Raw genomic sequence first — 20,046 nt, forward strand, 5'->3', positions numbered from 1 at the left:
CCATTTGTACCGCGACCCCGCCGGTAGGCTGGTGCGGTGACGGTTCAGCTCTACGACACGAAGGCTCAGGCGCTGCGCGACTTCGCGCCGCTCGACCCGTCGAACGTCACGATGTACGTGTGCGGCCCGACCGTGCAGTCCGGCCCCCACATCGGGCACCTCCGCGGCGCGCTGAGCTTCGACATCCTCCGCCGCTGGCTCGAGCACCGGTTCGGCCGCGTGACGTTCGTGCGCAACGTGACCGACATCGACGACAAGGTGCTCGCCAACGCGACGCCCGAAGAGCCGTGGTGGGCGCTGGCCTATCGCATGGAGCTCGAGTTCACGCGCGCGTACACGGCGATCGGCATCGCGGCGCCGACGTACGAGCCGCGTGCGACCGCGTCGATCCCGCAGATGCAGGAGCTCATCGCACGGCTGATCGAGGCGGGGCACGCCTACGCCGCGACGTCGGCGGAGGCCGCGGGCGACGTGTACTTCGACGTGCGGTCGTGGGCCGACTACGGCTCGCTCACGCGCCAGTCGCTCGACGCGATGGAGCCGGCCGAGGACGCCGACCCGCGCGGCAAGCGCGACCCGCGCGACTTCGCGCTGTGGAAGGGCGCCAAGCCCGAAGAGCCGGAGAGCGCATCGTGGGATTCGCCGTGGGGACGCGGGCGCCCCGGCTGGCACATCGAGTGCTCCGCGATGGCGCGCCGCTACCTCGGCGCCCAGTTCGACATCCACGGCGGTGGGCTCGACCTGCGCTTCCCGCACCACGAGAACGAGCTCGCCCAGTCGACCGCGGCCGGCGACGGCTTCGCCCGGTACTGGGTGCACAACGGACTCGTGACCGTCGGCGCGCAGAAGATGTCGAAGTCGCTGTTCAACTTCATCCTCGCCGAGGATCTGCTGCGCGAGCGCGACCCGCTCGTCGTGCGCTACGCGCTCGCGGCGGCGCATTACCGCTCGAGCCTCGACGTCACCGCCTCGACGTTCGACGAGGCCGAGGCGGCGGTCGGCCGCATCCGCACGTTCCTCGAGCGCGTGCAGCGCACGCCCAGCACCCTGGAGTGGACCGCGCAGCGGCCCGAGGACGCGTCCGACGAGCCGGTCGATCTGCTTCCGCCCGCGTTCGCGGCCGCGATGGACGACGACCTCGGGGTGCCGCAGGCGCTCGCCGTCATCCATGAGACGGTGCGCGCGGGGAACGCTGCCCTCGACGCGGGAGACGCGGGCGGCGCGCACATCGCGGCGGCGCAGGTGCACGAGATGACGCGGATCCTCGGGATCGACCCGACGGATGCGCGGTGGCAGGCGGGTGGATCGGCCGAGGCATCCGCCCTCGACGCCCTCGTGCAGACGATGATCGCGCAGCGCGCGCAGGCGCGAGCCGCGAAGGATTGGGAGACGGCCGATCGCATCCGCGACGCGATCGCGGCCGCGGGCATCGCGCTCGAGGACGGGCCCGACGGCACGCACTGGGCGCTCATCGACCCGCCCGCGCCGGCCGCACCGCACACAGATGCCGAGGGTGCGCCCCTCGTGAAGGAGAGCTGATGGCCAAGCCAGGACGCCCGGGAGCGGGCAAGCCGAAGAAGAAGGGCCCCACCAAGGGCACCGGCGGCCACAGCCGCAAGGCGCTCGAGGGCAAGGGCCCGACGCCGAAGGCGGAGGACCGCGCATGGCACGTCGCGGGCAAGCGCAAGGCGGCCCGTGAGCGATACGCCGCGGCGGGCGGCAAGGGTCGCCCCGGCGCGAAGCCCCAGGGCGCGAACCCGAATCGCGCGCCGAAGTCGAAGGGCGGCGACGACACCGAGACGGTCACCGGGCGCAACTCGGTGCTCGAGGCGCTTCGGGCGAAGATCCCCGCGACCGCGCTCTACATCGCGCAGCGTGTCGAGATGGACGACCGCGTGAAGGAGATGCTCGCGATCGCGTCGCACCGCGACATCCCGGTGCTCGAGGTCACGCGCCCCGAGCTCGACCGCATGGCGGGCTTCGACGGCGTGCACCAGGGCGTCGTGCTCAAGGTCCCGCCGTACGAATACGCCCACCCGCAGGACGTGCTCGAAGAGGTGCTCGCCGACGACGAGGTGCCGCTGCTGGTCGCGCTCGACGGAGTGACCGACCCGCGCAACCTCGGTGCGATCATCCGCTCGACCGCCGCGTTCGGCGGTCAGGGCGTCATCGTGCCGCAGCGCCGCTCGGCGAGCGTCAACTCCGCTGCGTGGAAGACGAGCGCGGGCGCAGCGGCGCGCATCCCCGTCGCGATCGCCGCGAACCTCACCACGACGCTCAAGGAGTTCAAGAAGCAGGGCGTCTTCGTGCTCGGCCTCGACGGCGGGGGAGACGTGTCGCTTCCGTCGCTCGAGCTCGCCGACCGCCCCGTGGTGATCGTGGTCGGCTCCGAGGGGAAGGGCCTCTCGCGCCTGGTGACCGAGACGTGCGACCAGATCGTGTCGATCCCGATCTCGTCGGCGACCGAGTCGTTGAACGCCGGGATCGCGGCGTCCGTGGCTTTGTACCAGATCGCCACGATGCGCGCCGGTCGCGACGCATGACGTTAGGTTTCCATTCGGGGGAATGAAGCGCGCGCAGCGCGCCTTGTCTCAGGCAGACTGACACACCTGACCCGAAAGGAACAGCATGGCCCGCATCGCCGTCATCGGAGGGACCGGCTACGCCGGCAGTCACATCGTCACCGAGGGGGTGCAGCGCGGACACGATGTCGTGTCGGTCGCGCGCAAGCCCGCGGCCGAGCGCGTGCACGGAGCGACGTACGTCGAGGCGACGCTGCTCGACGTGCCGAGCCTCGTGGCCGAGCTTCAGGGCGCCGACGCCATCGTGGTCGCCGTCTCGCCGCGCGGCGACATGGCCGAGTCCTACGTCCCGGCGATGCTCGAGCTCGCCGACGCCCTCGCGGGCACCGAGACGCGTCTCGGCGTCATCGGCGGCGCGGGGGGATCGCTCGTCGCACCGGGCGGCCCCCGCCTCATCGACACGGACTTCCCCGAGGAGTTCAAGGCGGAGGCGCAGGCGGCGATCGACGTCCTCGAGGCGCTTCAGCACAGCCCCGAGTCGCTCGACTGGTTCTTCGTGCACCCCGCGCAGATGTTCGGCGCGTTCAACCCGGGGGAGCGCAAGGGCACCTACCGCGTGGACGGAGACGTCCTCGTCCGAGACGAGAACGGCGTCTCCGACATCTCGGGCGCCGACCTCGCGGTGGCCATCATCGACGAGATCGAGAACCCGAGGCACCGCAGGCAGCGCTTCACGGTCGGCTATTGAACGGGAGGGGCGGATGCTGCGGCATCCGCCCCTCGTCGTTTTCCAGCCGATCACTGCCACTGAACAACCATGAACAGGCTGGCGACCTCGGATCGATTGCAGACCCGTCGGCGCGTTGAGTTCGTGAAGTGAAGGTAACGGTTTGTTCAGTATCAATTGACATCGGGTGGCGTGCGTTGCTGTACTAGACGCGCCAGCGAACGATTCCGGCGATTCCCCGACGACGTGGAAGGTCTGATCACCCGGTGTTCGAACCCGTCTTCCTCGCACAGCAGGCGCTCAACGGCCTGAGCTTCGGCGCCCTGCTGTTCCTCTTGGCCAGCGGCCTGACGCTCGTATTCGGCCTCATGCGCATCGTGAACCTCGCGCATGGAGCCTTCTACATGCTCGGCGGCTACATCGGCGTCGTGATCGCGACGCTCACCGGCAACCTCCTGCTCGCGGTGCTCGCGGCGGTCGTCGCGGTGGGCATCACGGCGCTCGTCGTCGAGGTGGGGCTGCTGCGATTCCTGCGCGGGCAGGAGCTGCCCGAGGTGCTGCTGACCGTCGGCGTCTCATTCGTCATCGCCGACCTGTGCCTCGCGATCTTCGGCGGAGACCCCCGGACCCTCCCCGTTTCGGCGACGATCACCGGCTCCCTCACGATCGGGCCGCTCACCTACCCGTGGTACCGCATCTTCGTGATGGCGGTCGCGATCGTGATCGGCGTCGCCCTCGCGCTCGTGCAGAACCGCACGCGCGTCGGAGCGATCGTGCGCGCGGGCGTCGACGACCGCGAGATCATCTCGGCGATGGGCGTGAACATCCGATGGGTGTTCACGGGCATGTTCGTCGTCGGGGCCGCGCTCGCCGCGATCGGCGGCACGATCGGGGCGGGCATCATCAGCATCCGCCCCGGGATCCAGGACGAGGTCCTCCTCTACGCGCTCGTCGTCGTGATCATCGGCGGGCTCGGCAGCGTGCCGGGCGCCGCCGTCGGCAGCGTGCTCATCGGGCTCATCGACGCGTTCGCGAAGGCGTGGATACCCGACCTCGCGTACTTCACGATCTTCGCGCCCATGGCGCTCGTGCTCGTGCTCCGCCCGACCGGCCTCTTCGGAAAGGCCGCATGATGCTCGCGAAGCTCGTCGAGACGCGCACCGTCCGCACGATCGGGGCACCCCGCAGCACCCGCACGCGCATCATCACGCTCGCAAGCCTCGCCGTCGCGCTCGGCATCGCGCTCGCGCTGCCCTACCTCGGCACGACGTCATACGTCATCTCGCTCGTGACCACGATCCTCATCGCGGGGCTGCTCGCCGCGAGCGTCAACTTCCTCGTCGGCGACGGCGGCATGGCGTCGCTCGGGCACGCGGGGATCGCCGCAGCATCCGCCTACGGCGCCGCATGGGCGTCACGGCAGGGCATGGACCCGGGCATGCAGGTCGTCTTCGCTCTCGGCACGACCATCGTGGTCACGTTCGTCTACGGCGTGCTGTCGATGCGCACGAGCGGCATCTACTTCCTCATGGTGACGCTCGCGGTCGGGATGGTCGTCTTCGGGCTGGCGTACCGCCTGTCGACGGTCACCGGCGGCGAGAACGGGATCACCGGCATCCGGCGCCCCGACTTCATCGCGGAGTACTGGACCTTCTACTACTTCGTGCTCGCGGGCTTCGTGCTCGGAACCCTTCTGCTGTGGGTCGTCGGGCGCTCGCCGTTCGGCGCGAGCCTGCGCGGCATCCGCGACAGCGAGAGCCGCATGCGCAGCCTCGGCTACTCCGTCCCCTCGTACAAGCTCAGCGCGTTCATGATCTCGGGGATCGTGGCGGGCTTCGCGGGCCTGCTGTCGGTGTGGCACACGCACTTCGTGAGCCCCTCGGCGGCGGGCGTGCACCGGTCGGTGCTGCTCATCGTCATGGTCATCCTCGGCGGAGTCGGCACGACGTTCGGCCCCCTCGTGGGCGCGGCGATCGTCGTGCTCGTCGAGAACGTGCTGTCGAACTCGGTCGAGCGGTGGCCGACCGTGCTCGGCCTGATCTTCATCCTCGTGATCCTGTTCGCCCGCGCCGGCCTCGTCGGGAGCCTGCAGAAGCTCTTCCGACGGTGGCGGCGAAGGTCGGATGGACCACCCGGCGAGCAGGACCTGCTCGAGAACGCCCCAACCACCGATAGCAGTCACACCGCATGAAAGGAATCGCCATGAAGTCGATGAAGACCTCGGCTCCCGTCCGGCGGGCAGGGGCGGCAGCCCTGGGCATCGCCGCCGTGCTCGCACTCGCAGCATGTGCCCCTCCCGGAGCGGCGCAGCCGTCGGAGGCTCCCACCGACGGTGAGACCGCCACCGGCACGCTCAAGGTGGGGTACATCTCGCCCATCACGGGCAACTTCGCCATCGCCGGCCAGGAGATGGTCGACGGCTGGAACCTCTATTGGGAGGTGAACGGCAACGAGGTGAACGGCGTCACGGTCGAGACGATCGTCGAAGACGACGCCGGAAACCCCGAGACCTCGCTCACGAAGGCGAAGAAGCTCGTAGAGTCGGACGGCGTCGACGTCGTCATCGGACCGCTCCTGGCCAACACTGCGCTCGCGGTGGCGGCCTACACGTCGAGCGTCGGCATCCCGAGCCTCCAGCCGGTCGCCGCCGCCGACGACCTGACGCAGCGCGAGGCGAACGACCTCACGGTGCGCACCGGCTCGCAGTCCGGTTCGCAGACGAACTTCCCGGGTGGCCAGTGGGCTGCTCGCGAGGGTCACAAGACAGCGGTGACGCTGTGCCCCGACTACGCGTTCGGGTGGGAGTCGTGCGCCGGGTTCAAGCAGGGCTTCGAGTCCGAGGGCGGCGAGGTCGTCGCGCAGTACTGGTTCCCGAACGGCACGTCGGACTTCTCGACGTACGTGTCGCAGATCCAGGCCGCGGGCGCGGACATCGCGTTCGTCGCGACGGCCGGCGGCGCGCCGGGCCCCGACTTCCTGCGCAGCTTCCTCGGCCTCGGGCTGGGTGAGAGCCAGGAGCTGCTGATGAACTGCTGCGGCATGGACCAGGCGACGCTGCGTGCGCTCGGGCCCGAGATCGAGGGCTTCAAGTCGGTGAGCTACTGGGCCGAGGGTCGCGACAGCGACGCGGTGCGCGAGTTCTCGGAGGCTTACGGCGAGCGCTACGACGGCAAGCTGCCGTCGGCGAACGTGGCAGGCGGCTACATGACGGCCAGCCTCGTCGCCGCGGTGCTCGAGGAGAACGGCCTCGTGACCGGCGAGGAGCTCGTGGCGGCGATCACCGAGTACACGTTCGAGGACAGCATCTTCGGCCGCGTCTCGTGGGACGACTACAACAACACGGTCGGCCCGGTCTACATCCGCGAGGTGCAGGAGGTCGACGGCAATTGGGTGAACGTTCCGATCGAGACGTTCGAGGACGTCGACCAGTGGCTGGGCAAGGACCCCGAAGAGGCCATGCAGCAGCCGACGTACAGCCAGTCCTTCCAGGGGTAGCGTGCACACGATGACGGATCAGGCGATGGTTCCGGGCCCGCAGGGGCCCGGAACCGGAGCCCCGGCGCTCGTGGTCTCGGGCGCCGGCAAGAGGTACGGCGGCGTGCAGGCGGTCGTCGACATCTCGCTCGAGCTCGCCCCCGGCGAGCGCATGGGGGTCATCGGACCGAACGGCGCGGGCAAGACGACGCTGTTCAAGATGATCGCGGGCGACGTGCGCCCGACCACCGGCACGATCGAGATCTTCGGCCGCGACGTCACCCGCATGAGCACGGCCCGCCGCGCGCGGCTCGGCGTCGGACGCACGTTCCAGGTGTCGAACCTGTTCCGCGACATGACGGTGCTCGACAACGTCCGCGTCGCCGCGCGCGGCGGGACGGCGAAGGCGCGTGTCTTCTGGCGCACGCAGGGACTGTCGGATGCCGTGACCCAGCGCGCGTTCGAGCACCTCGAGGCCGTCGGACTCATGTCGCGGCTCAACGACACCGTGGCCGACCTCTCGCATGGCGAGCAGCGCCAGCTCGAGATCGCGATGGCGCTCGTCGGCGAGCCGGACCTGCTGCTGCTCGACGAGCCCGCGGCGGGGCTCTCGGCGACCGAGCGCAGCACACTGCGCGAGCTCATCGAGCAGCTGCCGCGCACGCTGCCGATTCTTCTCATCGAACACGACATGTCGCTCGCGCTCGGCCTCACCGACCGCGTGATGTGCATGGAGAACGGGCGGCACGTCGTGACCGGCACCCCCGACGAGGTGCGCGAAAACGAGAAGGTCAAGGAGATCTACCTGGGAAGGCGTGGCCAGAAGTGACTCTCGAGGTGAGCGGACTGCACGCGGGCTACGCGACGGCGCGCGTGCTCAACGGAGTCGACTTCACGGTCGAGTCGGGTCAGAGCGTCGCGCTGCTCGGTCGCAACGGCATGGGCAAGACGACGCTCGTGCGTGCGATCTGCGGACTGCGCCCGCCGGTCATCACGGCAGGGACCATCACGTACGAAGGCGTCGAGCTCACGAAGCGACCCAGCTTCCAGATCTCGCGCGCGGGCATCGCGATCGTCCCCCAGGGTCGGCGTGTGTTCGGGTCGCTCACCGTGACCGAGAACCTCACGGTCGTGCCTCGCCGACGCCGCGCGGACGGCGAGGCGTGGACGGTCGAGCGCGTCTTCGAGTTCTTCCCGCGCCTGGCGGAGCGGTCGAAGTCGATGGCGCGCTCGCTGTCGGGCGGAGAGCAGCAGATGCTCGCGATCGGACGCGCGCTCATGTCGGATCCGACGCTGCTCATCATGGACGAGCCGAGCGAAGGCCTCGCGCCGAATGTGCTCGACGTCATCCAGGACCGGCTCGAGGGACTGCGGTCGTCGGGCCTGTCGATCCTCATCGCGGAGCAGAACGTCGACCTCGCGCTCGAGATCGCGGAGCGCGTGATCGTCATCGACGACACCGGCACGATCGCGTGGACGGGCGCGCCGGCCGAGCTGCGCGCCGATGCCGGACTCCTCGAGCGCCACCTGAGCATCTAGCCGAGGTACCGATGACGCCCAGCGCTCCCAACGCCCTGCCCGTCGTGGACCTCGTGCTGCACAACGGTCGCATCTCGACGTTCGCCGACCCTTCGCAGGGTCCCGACGAAGTCGAGGCGATCGCGCTCGCCGGCGGCCGGGTCGTCGCGATCGGCGGCGACGCCGACATCGAGCCCTATCGGGCGCTCGCCGCGCGCGTCGTCGACCTCGGTGGCCGCCGCGCGATCCCCGGGCTCAACGACTCGCACATCCACGCGGTGCGCGCCGGCGTCTCGTGGACGCGCACGATGCACTGGGAGGACGTCAGGTCTCTCGGCGAGGCGCTGGAGCGGACGAGGGCGGATGCCGCGGCCCGCGGGCCCGGCGAGTGGGTGAGCGTCATCGGCGGCTGGCATTCGACGCAGTTCGCCGAGCGGCGCGGCCCGACGCGCGAGGAGCTCGACGCGGTCGCGCCGGACAATCCCGTCTACGTGCAGGAGCTGTACGACCACGGAGTGCTCAACTCCGCGGGCCTGCGCGCGTGCGGCTTCTCCGAGGAGTCCGCCGATCCGCCGCGCGGCACCCTCGTGCGCGACGAGCACGGACGCCTCACGGGTGAGGTGCGCGGTGTCGGCGCGTTCGCGGTGCCGACCGCGCTCGCGCTGCGCGTCGCACGCGAGGACGCGGAGGCGGGTGTGCGCGCGATGAACGCCGAGTTCGCGCGGCACGGGCTGACCGGCGTCGTCGACGGCGGCGGCCTGCTCGTGACCCCGCGCGACTACGACGCGCTCTACACGGTGTGGCGCGAAGGCTCGCTCGACGTGCGCACGCGGCTGTTCCTGTCGGCGTGGACGCGCGGAGGAGAGGTCGACGACTTCCGTGCGCTCACCGAGCTCGTCCAGCCCGGATCGGGCGACGACATGCTCCGCATCGCCGGTGCGGGCGAGATCGCCCATCTCGGCTGTCATGACCTCGAAGGTCTCGACCCGTTCGAGCTGCGCGACGACGCGTACCGGGAGCTCGTCGAGATCGTGCGCGTGTGCGTCGAGCGCGGCTGGCGCATGATCGTGCACGCCGTGCTCGACCACTCCCTCACCCGCGTCCTCGACGCGTGGGAGGAGGTCGACCGCGAGACCGGCGGGATCACCGGCGCCGGCTTCGCGATCGTCCACGCCGACGAGGCGTCGCAGTCGAACCTCGAGCGCATCGCGCGGCTCGGTGCAGGTGTTCTCGTGCAGAACCGCATGGTGCTCAAGGGCGGCGACTACGTCGATGCATGGGGCGTCGAGGCGACCGAGAACGCACCGCCCATCGGAGCCATGCGCGAGCTCGGGATCGTCATCGGCGGCGGCACCGACGCGACGCGCGCGAACTGGTTCTCGCCCTGGGCCTCGATCTGGTGGCTCGTGACCGGCGCGACGCTCGACGGGCGCGGGAGGCGACTGGCTCGCCACCGCCTCTCACGGTTCGACGCGCTCGCGGCGTACACGCGCGATGCGGCGTGGTTCACGGGAGAGCACGGACACCGCGGTCGCCTGTTGCCGGGGTTCGACGCCGACGTGTGCGTGCCCACGGCGGATCCGCTCACGTGCTCCGACGACGAGCTGCGCGACATCATGAGCGACCTCACGATCATGGGCGGGCGCGTGACGCACGATGCGGGCGTGCTCGCGTGGACGGGGGGAGGGGCGTCATGACGACGGAGCTCGGGGGGCGCATCCGCGAAGCCCGCGTCGCGAGGGGCTTGAGCCTTCGCGCCATGGCGGCGGAGGCCGACATCTCGCCGAGCCTGCTCTCGCAGGTCGAGACGGGCAAGGTGCAGCCGTCGGTGAGCACGCTGTGGGCGATCGTGACGTGCCTCGGGCTGTCCATCGACGAAGTGCTCGGGCACGCCCCCGCGGCGCACGAGCCGCGGCGCGTGGAGCATCCGGATCCCATCCAGCGCGCACGCGACGCGCCGGAGATCGTCGTCGAGAACGGCGTGACGTGGCGAGGACTGGCCGTGATGGACTCGAGCGTCGACGCGGTGCACGTGACGTACGCGCCGGGCGCGGCGAGCTCGGTCGACGACACGCACATGCGCCACACAGGCACCGAGTACGGGTACCTCATCCGGGGCGAGCTGACGCTCAAGATCGACTTCGAGACGTACGTCATCCGCGCCGGCGATTCGTTCTGCTTCAGCTCGTCGCGCCCGCATCTGTACCGGAACGACGCGGATGCCGTCGCCGAGGGCGTGTGGTTCGTCGCGGGGCGCACAGGCGCGGCATCCGCCGGTTCCACCGGCCCCGTGCGGGACGCCGTGGACGCGCTCGACGCCATGAGCCGCCTGCCCCGCCGCGTGGGCGGGTGACCGATCGCCTAGGAGACCGATGCCCGACCTCGACACCCCGTGGAACACCGTCGGCGAGCGCCTGCGATCGGCGCGTACGGCCGCCGGGATGTCGGTGCGCGAGCTCGCACGCCGTATCGGCGTCTCGGCGAGCCACGTTTCGCAGGTCGAGCGGGGCATCGGCGCGTTCAGCGTGCCCGCCCTGTACGCCGTGGCCAGAGAGCTCGGCGTGTCGATGAACGAGCTGCTCGACCCGCCCGCCGCCCCCGCGGGAGTGCGAGGCTCGCGAGCGCCGACCGGGCGCGACCTCGCCGTGTCGGGCATCGTGCAGCGCGCTGCCGACCACCCCGTGATCAAGCTCAGCTCGGGGCCGAGATGGAGCCGGCTCACGGTCGTCGGAGAGCCCGACGCGGAGTTCCTCGAGGTCGTGTACGCGCCCGGCACGCCTGCTCCCGCCGATGACATCCGGCATCAGGGGCGGGAGTACGGCATCGTCATCTCGGGGCGGCTCAACGTGCTCGTCGACGGTGCCGAGACCGTGCTCGAGCCGGGTGACTCGATCGTGTTCGACTCGCACCTGCCGCACCGCTTCTGGAACGACTCCGACCAGGATGTGCGTGCGATCTGGTTCGTGCGCGACCGGATCGTCGGAGACTCCGTGCCGCACGCGTAGGCCGCTGCGCGATACTGTGGCGCCGGAGGTGGGGGGATGCCGCAGCGCGACAGCACGAGGCGCGTGACGCTCGACGACGTCGCGCAGCGCGCGGGCGTGCACAAGGCGACCGTGTCGCGTGCGCTCGACCCGGCGACCGCCGGCCAGATCAGCGACGAGACCGTGCGCCGCGTGCAGGAGGCGGCGCGCGAGCTGGGCTATGTGCCGAACATCGTCGCGCGGGGCCTCCGCAAGAACGCGTCGATGACGATCGGCGTCGTCATCCCCGACCTCACGAACCCGTTCTTCCCGCCGATCGTGCGCGGCATCGAGGACCATCTCCAGTCCCGCGGCTACACGGCGCTCATCGCCAACACCGACGGCGACGACGCGATCGAGGAGGCGCAGTTCACGTCGCTCCTGGGCCGCCGCGTCGACGGGCTCATCGTCGCGACCGGGCGGCACGGCGACCAGCCCGTGCTCGCGCGCGCCCACGCGGCGGGCGTGCGGGCGGTCATGCTCAATCGCGATGCGGGCTCCCTTCCGTACCCGCTCGTGACGGGCGACGACGCCGACGGGATCACCGCCGCGGTCGAGCACCTGCACGGGCTCGGTCATCGTGACGTCGTGCACATCGCCGGCCCGCTCGACCTGTCGACGAGCATCGTGCGTGCGGATGCCTTCCGGGCCGCCGTCGACGCGCGCGAGGGCATGCGCGGGCGGGTGGTCGAGGCATCCGCCCTCACCGTCGCCGCCGGGCGCGACTCGATGGAGCACATCCTCGCCGAACAGCCGATCCCGACCGCGGTCGTCGCGAGCAACGACCTCATCGCGCTCGGGGTGCTGCGCGCGCTGCGCGCGCACGGCCGCTCGTGCCCGGGGGAGGTGTCGGTCGTCGGCTTCAACGACATGCTCTTCGCGGAGGACATGCAGCCGCCCCTCACGACCGTCCGGGTGCCTGCGGCCGAGATGGGCGCGGAGGCGGCGCGGATGCTGCTCGCCCAGCTCCACGGCGAGGAGCAGGATCACGCGCGGGTCGTGCTCCCGGTGTCGCTCGTCGTGCGCGAATCGACGGGCCCCGCGCCCCGCTGATCGAGAAGCGCTGTTGACACCGGCGGCTGCGTGGGGTTGCATGAGTGCAATCGATTGCGCTCGCGTAGAGGCGAAGCAGTCGGAGCAGGGGCTCGTTCGACGAAGAAGGGGGTCTCCCATGAACTCGATCCCGGAGCCGCGGCGCGTCGGCAGCGCCGAGATCATCCACCACGAGGGCTACGACGAGACGATCTTCAGTCCGTTCGTGCCCGCGATCCGAACCGTCTCGGGCGCGCGGCTCGTGTTCATCAGCGGCGTCACCGGCGCGCCCGTGTACCACGACCACCCGCACCGACCCGAGGTGTTCGACTCGATCCCGCTCGACATCGCCGGCCAGGTCGCGAACGCGTTCGATCACCTCGACCTCGCGCTCAAGGCCGCCGGCGCGCAGCGGTCCGACGTCGTGAACCTCATCCGGTTCTTCACCGACGTCGACGCCGATCAGGACACGGTGAACCGCCACCAGGCCGAGTGGTTCGGCGGCCACATCCCCACGAGCAGCTCGGTGCAGGTGGTGCGCCTCGCGACCGATCCGCGCCTGCGGCTCGAGATCCAGGCCGTCGCCGCGGTCGCGGGCGAATGACGCGCGACCGCGCAGAAGGAGGAGACGACATGACGGATGCATCGCCGACCATCGGCTGGATCGGGGCGGGCCGCATGGGCGCACAGCTCGTGCAGCGGCTGCTCGCGGCCGGCCACGACGTCGCGGTGTACAACCGCACACGGGCCAAGGCGGAGCCGCTCGCCGAGGCGGGAGCGACCCTCGTGGACCGCCCGGTCGACCTCGCCGGCCGCGACGTCGTCTTCGTGATGGTGTCCGCGTCGAAGGACCTCGAGGAGGTCATGCTCGGAGACGACGGACTGCTCACCGATCCGGAGCGCGCACCGAAGGCCATCGGGGACGCGTCCACCGTGTCGATGGAGGCGAGCGCGAAGATCCGCGCCGCCGCCGAGGAGCGCGGCGTCGGGTTCGTCGCGACGCCCGTGTCGGGAAACCCGAAGGTCATCGCGGCGGGCAAGCTCACGGTCGCGGCATCCGGTCCTCGCGACGCGTTCGAGCTCATCCTCCCGCTCCTCGAGACGTGGGGGCGCGGGGTCACGTACGTGGGCGAGGGCGAGGCCGCGCGCATCGTCAAGATCGCCCACAACGTGTTCCTCGGCGTCGTGATCCAGAACCTCATCGAGATCACGCTCCTCGCCGAGAAGGCGGGCGTGAAGCGCGCCGACTTCCTCGCATTCCTCAACGACTCCGTCATGGGCTCGCCCTACAGCCGCTACAAGTCGCCTGCGCTGGTCAACCTCGACTTCACCCCGACGTTCACGCCGGTGCTGCTGCTGAAGGACCTCGACCTCGGCCTCGCCGCCGCGCGCGAGCTGGGCGTCGTCATGCCCGTCACGGCGGTCACGCGCGAGGTCGTGGCGACCGAGGTCAACGCGGGCAACACCGAGCAGGACTTCGCGTCGATGATCGTGCGCGCCGCGCTGCACTCGGGCATCGAACTGCAGCCCGAGAACGTCGAGGTCGACGACGGATTGGCGCCCGAGTCATGAGCCACGGTCACGGCCACGCGCACGGCGGCGCGCGGCGGTTCGAGCGTCCGAGCGCGCGCCCGCCGGGCGTCCGCCCGCTCGCCGCACCCGGCCAGCACGGCGTCGATTACGAGCACCGCGTCGACTTCGAGCGGCTGCGGCAGTACCGGCTCGGGCGTGTGAAGGCGGTGCTCGAGGCGAGCGAGTGCGGTGCGTTCCTGCTGTTCGACTTCTACAACATCCGCTACACGACCCAGACGTGGATCGGCGGTGCGCTCGGCGACAAGATGATCCGCTACGCGCTGCTCATGCGCGGGCGCGACCCGGTCCTGTGGGACTTCGGCTCGGCCGTGCGCCACCACAAGCTCTACTCGGACTGGGTGCCCGACGAGAACTACCGCGCCGGCTTCCTCGGCTTCCGCGGCGCCGTCGCCCCTGAACCGGCAGGACTCATGCGCGAGGCGATCGAGGAGATCGTGTCGCTGCTGCGCGAGGAGGGACTCGCGGATGCGCCGCTCGGCGTCGACATCGTCGAGCCGCCGTTCCTCTTCGAGGCGCAGCGGCAGGGCCTGCGCATCGTCGACGCGCAGCAGGCGATGCTCGACGCGCGCGTCATCAAGAACGAAGACGAGATCCTGCTGCTCAACCAGGCGGCCGCGATGGTCGACGGCGTGTACCAGGAGATCGCCGAGGCACTCAAGCCCGGCGTGCGCGAGAACGAGATCGTCGCACTCGCGAACCACCGCCTGTACGAGTACGGGTCGGACCAGGTCGAGGCGATCAACGCGATCTCGGGGGAGCGGTGCAACCCGCATCCGCACAACTTCACCGACCGCATCATCCGCCCCGGTGATCAGGCGTTCTTCGACATCATCCACTCGTTCAACGGCTACCGCACGTGCTACTACCGCACCTTCGGCGTGGGGTGGGCGACGCCCAGTCAGGAAGACGCGTACAAGCAGGCGCGCGAGTGGATGGACGCGGCACTCGACGCGATCCGTCCGGGTGTGGGCAGCGACCAGGTCGCGGCCGTGCTCCCCAAGGCCACCGACTTCGGCTTCGAGAACGAACTCGCCGCGTTCGGACTGCAGTTCGCCCACGGCCTCGGGCTCGGCCTGCACGAACGGCCCATCATCTCGCGGCTCAACTCCATGAAGGACCCCGTGGAGCTGCGGGCGGGCATGGTGTTCGCGATGGAGACGTACTGCCCGGCATCCGACGGGTTCTCAGCCGCCCGCATCGAGGAGGAGGTCGTCGTCACCGACTACGGCATCGAGGTGCTCACGCGCTTTCCGGCCCAGGACCTGTTCGTCGCGAATCCGTACTGAGCGGGTCGCGGTTCACGAGGGGTGCGCGAAGATCTCCGGATGCCGCGCCAGCTCGAGCCGCGTGCGGCGGATGTGGTGCGCGATGATGCTCTCGGCCTCTTCGGCGTCGCGCCGGCGAAGCGCGGCGACGAGCAGCCTGTGGTCGTGATTCGCGGATGCGTCGCCCGTCGACCGGGCGACGCGCACGAACGCGCGCCGGTAGTGGTGCGTGCGGTTCCACAGGCGCACGACGGTCTCGTGGAGCATGATCGTCGGCGCGGCGGCGTAGGTCGCGAGGTGGAAGCGGCGGTCGAGCGCGAGGAACTCCTCGGCGTCGGCGGCGGCTTCCATGCGGCCCGCGACCTCGTCGAGCTCGTCGATCGCACCGGGCGTGAGCAGCGGCACATTGAGCCGGAGCAGGAGGGGCTCGATGCGTTCACGCACCTGGTACAGCTCCTCGCATTCGGCGAGGTTGAGCTGCGACACCCACGCACCGGCGTTGGCCACGCGTATGATGAGCCCCTCCGATTCGAGGATGCGCAGCGCTTCGCGCACGGGCACGCGGCTCGCCTTGTAGCGGTCGGCGAGGTCCTCCTGGCGGATGCGGGCACCCGGCGCGTACGCGCCGTCGAGGATCGCCTCGCGCATGAGTCCCGCGATGCGGGCTCCCGCCCGGCCGTGGCCGTTCGTGTCGACGTCCATCGCGCTCACTTCTCGGGGTGTGCCGGATGCCACAGCAGCACGTCCGCGTCCTTCTCATACGCCTTCCCGTCGGGGAAGCTCACGAGCTCGAACTGCATGCCCCACGGCGCCCGGAAGTACAGCCAACGCTGACCCGCCGACGCGCCGGCGCTCGCGACCGGCTCGCCCATGATCTCGACGTCGTGCGCGCGCAGGTGCTCGATCGCCGCGTCCATGTCGTCGACGTACAGCGCGAGGTGGTGGCCGCCGATGTCGCTGTTGCGCGGCTGCGGCGCCTGCCCGTCGGCCGCGTCGTACTGGAAGACCTCGAGGTTCGAGCCGTTGCCGAGCCGGTAGAAGCGGATCTCGCGGATGACGGTGCGCGGGTGGACCCCGAGCTGCACGGTCATCCAGTCGTCGTCGGACCGCTTGGCGCCGAGTGTGTACACGTGCACCGCGCCGAGCACGTCGACGAGGAAGCGCTCCGCCTCGTCGAGATCGGGCACCGTGAAGCCGATGTGATCCGTTCCGCGCAGACCGGGGATCCCTGGCATGTTCGCGACCTCCTCGTCCGATTGGATCCATCTTGCCGCAAGTGCTCGCTTCGCGCCAGGGATTACGGCAACCGACGCCTTGTATTGGATCCAACCCCGTCCTACAGTGGTGTACACGCATACAGCGTGCCGCGACACAGGGAAGTGGGCTGACATGGCGGAGCGACGGCGCTTGCAGACCGGGGCCGATTGGATCCAGCTCGAGACCACGCCGGAGGACTGGAAGGCGGCCGATCCGGCCCTGCTGGCCACGATGCTCGGCGAGCTGCACCTCATCCGCGCGTTCGAGGAGACGGTGCTCGACCTGGCCGCCGAAGGCCTCGTGCACGGCCCCGCGCATTCGAGCATCGGGCAGGAGGGCGGCGCTGTCGGCTCGATCGTGGGGCTCAGATCGACGGATGCCGTCAACGGCTCGCACCGCGGACATCATCAGTTCCTCGCGAAGGTCATCACCCACGTCTCGGGCGGCTCGCTCGACCTCGCGGCGCTCGTCACCCCCGACGTGCAGGCCGTCCTGCAGCGCACGCTCGCCGAGATCCTCGGCCTCGCGCAGGGGTTCTCGGGAGGGCGCGGCGGTTCGATGCACCTGCAGTGGCTCGAGGCCGGCGCGCTCGGCACGAATGCGATCGTCGGCGGCGGTGCGCCCGCTGCGACGGGCCATGCGTGGGCGCAGAAGCACTCGGGCACGACCGACATCAGCATCAATTACTTCGGCGACGGCGCGAGCCAGATCGGCTCGGTGCTGGAGTCGTTCAACCTCGCGGCGGCGTGGAAGCTGCCGGTGCTCTACTTCATCGAGAACAACCTCTACGCCGTCTCGACCCACGCCGACGAGGTCACCGCCGACTCGCGCTTCTCGGTGCGCGGGCAGGGCTTCGGCATCCCCTCGTGGCGCGTCGACGGCATGGACCCGCTCGCCGTGCACCTCGCGATGCAGGAGGCCGAGGCGCGGATGCGATCGGGCGAGGGTCCCGCGATCATCGAGGCCGAGGTGTACCGGTTCTTCCACCAGAACGGGCCGTTCCCCGGCAGCGCCTTCGGGTATCGCACGAAGGACGAGGAGGGGCAGTGGCGTGCGCGCGACCCGCTCGACCGCGTCGCGCGCGAGATGATCGCGCTCGGGCTCATCGATGAGGCGGGGGTCGAATCGGTGCGGGCACAGGCGCAGGCGGCGATGACCGCCGCGGTGGCCGAGCTCATCGAGGACGACCCCGAGACCGAGGGCAAGCGGCGCATCAAGCCGGACCTGTGGCCCGATCCGGGATTCGTCGACGTCGGCATCCGCGGTGACGCATCCGAGCTCGAATCTCTCACCGTGGGCGAGCCGCTCACGTACGACGGCGCCTGGCGCGACACGAAGTTCGTCGACGCCGTCGCCGAGGTCATGGACCGTCGCATGGCGGCGGATGAGCGCATCGTCGTGCTCGGCGAAGACGTCCACCGACTCAACGGGGGCACGAACGGCGCGACGAAGGGCCTCGCGAAGAAGTACGGCCCGGATCGCATCATCGGCACGCCGATCAGCGAGAACGGGTTCTTCGGTCTGGCCGGTGGGCTCGCGGCCGACGGCCGATTCCGCCCCGTCGTCGAATTCATGTACCCGGACTTCATGTGGGTCGCCGCCGACCAGGTCTTCAATCAGGTCGCGAAGGCGCGGCACATGTTCGGGAACAACCACTCGATGCCGCTCGTGCTGCGAACGAAGGTCGCGATGGGGTCGGGCTACGGCTCGCAGCACCTCATGGACCCCGCCGGCATCTTCGCGACCTCGGCCGGGTGGCGCATCGCGGCGGCCTCCACCGCGGCGGACTACGTGGGACTCATGAACGCCGCGCTCGCGCTCGAAGACCCTGTGCTGGTGATCGAGCACGTCGACCTGTACGGCCGCGCCGACCGCGTGCCCGGCGGCGATCTCGACTACATCATTCCGCCGGGCACGGCCGCTGTGCGGCGCGAGGGCTCGGAGGTGACCGTGCTCACGTACCTGTCGATGGTCCACCACGCCGCGGAGGCGATCGAGCAGACCGGCATCGACGCGGAGCTCATCGACCTCCGCTGGCTCGATCGGGCATCGCTCGACTGGGACACGATCGGCGAGAGCATCAAGAAGACCAACAACGTGCTCATCGTCGAGCAGGGCGCGCGCGGTCCGGGCTACGGCGGCTGGCTCGCCGACGAGCTGCAGCGGCGGTACTTCGACTGGCTCGACCAGCCGATCGAGCGCGTGACGGGGGGCGAGGCGAGCCCCAGCATCTCGAAGGTGCTCGAGCGGGCCGCGATCGCCAAGACCGAAGAGGTCGTCGCCGGCCTCGAACGCGTGCGCGCGGCGTGGGGAGGCCGATGATGGCCACGGTGATCCGGATGCCGCAACTCGCCGCCGGCGGATCCGAGGCGGCCATCCAGACGTGGCTCGTCTCGACCGGCGACTCCGTGTCGGTCGGGCAGCCCCTCGCCGAGATCGAGACCGAGAAGGCCGTCGTCGAGTACGAGTCCGAGGTCGAGGGCGTCTTCGCGGGCGCCGTCGTCGCAGCCGGCGATGCTGCGGCCGTCGGCGCGCCCATCGCCGTCGTCGCGGCAGCGGGCGAGGAGCTCGATGCCGCGCTCGCGCAGGCGGGTGTCGCCCCCGCGGGCGGCGACGCCGTGCTCGCCGAGCCGGAGGAGGCCGAGCCGGAGCCGTCAGAAGACGCACCCGCTGCTGCAGAGCCCGAGGCGCCGCGCGCGGCTTCCGGTGAGTCGAAGCGACTCTTCGCGAGTCCGCTCGTCCGTCGCCTCGCGAGGGAGCACGGGGTCGACCTCACCGCGTTGAAAGGCTCCGGACCGAACGGGCGCATCGTGCGCCGCGACCTCGAGGCGCACCTCGCCGACGTCGAGGCTCAACCCGTGCAGGCGGCGGGGCCCGCCGAGCCCGCGGCATCCGCCCCCGCAGGTGTGCCGGCGGAGGAGTACACCGACGTCCCGCACACGGGCATGCGGCGGGCGATCGCGCGGCGCCTCACCGAGAGCGTCACGACGATCCCCCAGTTCCAGGTCGTCGCGGACTGCCGGGTCGACGAGCTGCTCGACCTGCGCCGGCGCATCAACGAGCAGGCCGATGTGAGCGTGTCGGTCAACGACCTCATCCTCAAGGCGGTCGCGGGCGCGATGCGGGACGTGCCCGACGCGAACGCGATCTGGACGGATGCGGCGATCCGTCGGTTCTCGAGCGTCGACATCGGCATCGCGGTCGCCGTTCCCGGTGGACTGCTCACTCCGGTCGTGCGCGGTGTCGAGCGGCTCTCGCTCGGCGACCTCAGCCGCGCGACGCGCGACCTCGCCGAGCGCGCACGCGAGGAGAGGCTCAAGCAGCAGGAGCTCGAGGGCGGGTCATTCGCCGTGTCGAATCTCGGCATGTACGGCACGCGCGAGTTCACGGCGATCATCAACCCGCCGCACTCAGGCATCCTCGCGGTGGGTGCTGCACAACGGCGGCCCGTCGTCGTGGACGACGGCACGCTGGTGGCGGCATCCGTCATGACCGTCACGCTCTCCGCCGACCACCGTGTGCTGGACGGAGCACTCGCGGCGGAGTGGCTCGCGGCGTTCGTGCGGCGCATCGAGAACCCGTTGACCATCCTGCTCTGAGCGCGCGCCCGGCGCCGGGCGCACGAAAGGCCGGGG

General features: G+C 70.4%; 19 protein-coding genes. 17 read left to right on the forward strand and 2 right to left on the reverse strand.

Translation table 11 applies throughout. From position 1 onward, the window contains the following. Positions 1-36 precede the first annotated feature (36 nt). The 15 genes from cysS to VNR19_RS09295 all read left to right on the forward strand — a co-directional run bounded on the left by cysS (position 37) and on the right by VNR19_RS09295 (position 15,175). Positions 37-1,539: a cysteine--tRNA ligase gene (gene cysS, locus VNR19_RS09225; protein ID WP_325726042.1), complete on the forward strand. Its 1,503-nt coding sequence runs from the start codon at positions 37-39 to the stop codon at positions 1,537-1,539. Then, the gene (gene rlmB / locus VNR19_RS09230) at positions 1,539-2,543 is read left to right on the forward strand and encodes a 23S rRNA (guanosine(2251)-2'-O)-methyltransferase RlmB (RefSeq protein WP_325726044.1); all 1,005 of its coding nucleotides are present in this window, start codon (positions 1,539-1,541) and stop codon (positions 2,541-2,543) included. The genes cysS and rlmB overlap by 1 nt, the downstream gene beginning before the upstream one ends. An 85-nt stretch (positions 2,544-2,628) precedes the next feature. Continuing rightward, entirely contained in the window at positions 2,629-3,270 is a 642-nt protein-coding gene (locus VNR19_RS09235; protein ID WP_325726046.1) for an NAD(P)-dependent oxidoreductase, read from the forward strand. Positions 3,271-3,515: 245 nt separating this feature from the next. Beyond that, entirely contained in the window at positions 3,516-4,382 is an 867-nt protein-coding gene (locus tag VNR19_RS09240; RefSeq protein ID WP_325726050.1) for a branched-chain amino acid ABC transporter permease, read from the forward strand. After that, positions 4,379-5,440: a branched-chain amino acid ABC transporter permease gene (locus tag VNR19_RS09245; protein ID WP_325726052.1), complete on the forward strand. Its 1,062-nt coding sequence runs from the start codon at positions 4,379-4,381 to the stop codon at positions 5,438-5,440. The genes VNR19_RS09240 and VNR19_RS09245 overlap by 4 nt, the downstream gene beginning before the upstream one ends. An 11-nt stretch (positions 5,441-5,451) precedes the next feature. Continuing rightward, positions 5,452-6,744 carry an ABC transporter substrate-binding protein gene (locus VNR19_RS09250; RefSeq protein WP_325726054.1) on the forward strand — a complete coding sequence of 431 codons (1,293 nt, stop codon included), beginning with the start codon at positions 5,452-5,454 and terminating at the stop codon, positions 6,742-6,744. 10 nt (positions 6,745-6,754) lie between these two features. Further along, on the forward strand, positions 6,755-7,552 hold the full coding sequence (locus tag VNR19_RS09255; RefSeq protein WP_325726056.1) for an ABC transporter ATP-binding protein: 798 nt from the start codon (positions 6,755-6,757) through the stop codon (positions 7,550-7,552). Then, a complete protein-coding gene (locus VNR19_RS09260; protein ID WP_325726058.1) occupies positions 7,549-8,262 on the forward strand; it encodes an ABC transporter ATP-binding protein in 714 nt (237 codons plus the stop codon). Before VNR19_RS09255 ends, VNR19_RS09260 begins: the two co-directional genes overlap by 4 nt. An 11-nt stretch (positions 8,263-8,273) precedes the next feature. Further along, the gene (locus VNR19_RS09265; RefSeq protein WP_325726060.1) at positions 8,274-9,938 is read left to right on the forward strand and encodes an amidohydrolase; all 1,665 of its coding nucleotides are present in this window, start codon (positions 8,274-8,276) and stop codon (positions 9,936-9,938) included. Further along, entirely contained in the window at positions 9,935-10,594 is a 660-nt protein-coding gene (locus VNR19_RS09270; RefSeq protein ID WP_325726062.1) for a cupin domain-containing protein, read from the forward strand. The genes VNR19_RS09265 and VNR19_RS09270 overlap by 4 nt, the downstream gene beginning before the upstream one ends. Before the next feature lie 19 nt (positions 10,595-10,613). Then, complete coding sequence (locus VNR19_RS09275) at positions 10,614-11,246, forward strand: helix-turn-helix domain-containing protein (RefSeq protein ID WP_325726064.1); 633 nt, start codon at positions 10,614-10,616, stop codon at positions 11,244-11,246. A 36-nt stretch (positions 11,247-11,282) separates the two neighbouring features. Next, positions 11,283-12,317, forward strand: a complete 1,035-nt coding sequence (locus tag VNR19_RS09280) for a LacI family DNA-binding transcriptional regulator (protein WP_325726066.1) — start codon at positions 11,283-11,285, stop codon at positions 12,315-12,317. Positions 12,318-12,435: 118 nt separating this feature from the next. Next, positions 12,436-12,900, forward strand: a complete 465-nt coding sequence (locus VNR19_RS09285; protein ID WP_325726068.1) for a RidA family protein — start codon at positions 12,436-12,438, stop codon at positions 12,898-12,900. A 29-nt stretch (positions 12,901-12,929) separates the two neighbouring features. Further along, positions 12,930-13,868 carry an NAD(P)-dependent oxidoreductase gene (locus VNR19_RS09290; RefSeq protein WP_325726069.1) on the forward strand — a complete coding sequence of 313 codons (939 nt, stop codon included), beginning with the start codon at positions 12,930-12,932 and terminating at the stop codon, positions 13,866-13,868. Beyond that, positions 13,865-15,175, forward strand: a complete 1,311-nt coding sequence (locus VNR19_RS09295) for a M24 family metallopeptidase (RefSeq protein WP_325726071.1) — start codon at positions 13,865-13,867, stop codon at positions 15,173-15,175. The genes VNR19_RS09290 and VNR19_RS09295 overlap by 4 nt, the downstream gene beginning before the upstream one ends. A gap of 12 nt (positions 15,176-15,187) precedes the next feature. Here VNR19_RS09295 and VNR19_RS09300 read toward each other — a convergent pair whose 3' ends face one another. Together VNR19_RS09300 and VNR19_RS09305 are read right to left on the reverse strand one after the other, a co-directional pair. Next, a complete protein-coding gene (locus VNR19_RS09300; RefSeq protein WP_325726073.1) occupies positions 15,188-15,856 on the reverse strand; it encodes a GntR family transcriptional regulator in 669 nt (222 codons plus the stop codon). 5 nt (positions 15,857-15,861) lie between these two features. Then, on the reverse strand, positions 15,862-16,389 hold the full coding sequence (locus tag VNR19_RS09305) for a VOC family protein (RefSeq protein WP_325726075.1): 528 nt from the start codon (positions 16,387-16,389) through the stop codon (positions 15,862-15,864). A gap of 154 nt (positions 16,390-16,543) precedes the next feature. Here VNR19_RS09305 and VNR19_RS09310 point away from each other — a divergent pair, with 154 nt between their 5' ends. Then, positions 16,544-18,733: an alpha-ketoacid dehydrogenase subunit alpha/beta gene (locus VNR19_RS09310; RefSeq protein ID WP_325726077.1), complete on the forward strand. Its 2,190-nt coding sequence runs from the start codon at positions 16,544-16,546 to the stop codon at positions 18,731-18,733. Continuing rightward, positions 18,733-20,010 carry a dihydrolipoamide acetyltransferase family protein gene (locus tag VNR19_RS09315; protein WP_325726079.1) on the forward strand — a complete coding sequence of 426 codons (1,278 nt, stop codon included), beginning with the start codon at positions 18,733-18,735 and terminating at the stop codon, positions 20,008-20,010. Before VNR19_RS09310 ends, VNR19_RS09315 begins: the two co-directional genes overlap by 1 nt. The last annotated feature ends 36 nt before the right edge of the window (positions 20,011-20,046 follow it).

This window comes from Microbacterium sp., assembly GCF_035556355.1.
Taxonomy (GTDB): domain Bacteria; phylum Actinomycetota; class Actinomycetes; order Actinomycetales; family Microbacteriaceae; genus Microbacterium.

Coding starts and splice junctions, on each gene's coding strand:
- rlmB (WP_325726044.1), top strand. CDS start 1,539: ATGGCCAAGCCAGGACGCCCGGGAGCGGGCAAGCCGAAGAAGAAGGGC.
- VNR19_RS09235 (WP_325726046.1), top strand. CDS start 2,629: ATGGCCCGCATCGCCGTCATCGGAGGGACCGGCTACGCCGGCAGTCAC.
- VNR19_RS09245 (WP_325726052.1), top strand. CDS start 4,379: ATGATGCTCGCGAAGCTCGTCGAGACGCGCACCGTCCGCACGATCGGG.
- VNR19_RS09250 (WP_325726054.1), top strand. CDS start 5,452: ATGAAGTCGATGAAGACCTCGGCTCCCGTCCGGCGGGCAGGGGCGGCA.
- VNR19_RS09255 (WP_325726056.1), top strand. CDS start 6,755: ATGACGGATCAGGCGATGGTTCCGGGCCCGCAGGGGCCCGGAACCGGA.
- VNR19_RS09265 (WP_325726060.1), top strand. CDS start 8,274: ATGACGCCCAGCGCTCCCAACGCCCTGCCCGTCGTGGACCTCGTGCTG.
- VNR19_RS09270 (WP_325726062.1), top strand. CDS start 9,935: ATGACGACGGAGCTCGGGGGGCGCATCCGCGAAGCCCGCGTCGCGAGG.
- VNR19_RS09275 (WP_325726064.1), top strand. CDS start 10,614: ATGCCCGACCTCGACACCCCGTGGAACACCGTCGGCGAGCGCCTGCGA.
- VNR19_RS09280 (WP_325726066.1), top strand. CDS start 11,283: ATGCCGCAGCGCGACAGCACGAGGCGCGTGACGCTCGACGACGTCGCG.
- VNR19_RS09285 (WP_325726068.1), top strand. CDS start 12,436: ATGAACTCGATCCCGGAGCCGCGGCGCGTCGGCAGCGCCGAGATCATC.
- VNR19_RS09290 (WP_325726069.1), top strand. CDS start 12,930: ATGACGGATGCATCGCCGACCATCGGCTGGATCGGGGCGGGCCGCATG.
- VNR19_RS09295 (WP_325726071.1), top strand. CDS start 13,865: ATGAGCCACGGTCACGGCCACGCGCACGGCGGCGCGCGGCGGTTCGAG.
- VNR19_RS09300 (WP_325726073.1), bottom strand. CDS start 15,856: ATGGACGTCGACACGAACGGCCACGGCCGGGCGGGAGCCCGCATCGCG.
- VNR19_RS09305 (WP_325726075.1), bottom strand. CDS start 16,389: ATGCCAGGGATCCCCGGTCTGCGCGGAACGGATCACATCGGCTTCACG.
- VNR19_RS09310 (WP_325726077.1), top strand. CDS start 16,544: ATGGCGGAGCGACGGCGCTTGCAGACCGGGGCCGATTGGATCCAGCTC.
- VNR19_RS09315 (WP_325726079.1), top strand. CDS start 18,733: ATGGCCACGGTGATCCGGATGCCGCAACTCGCCGCCGGCGGATCCGAG.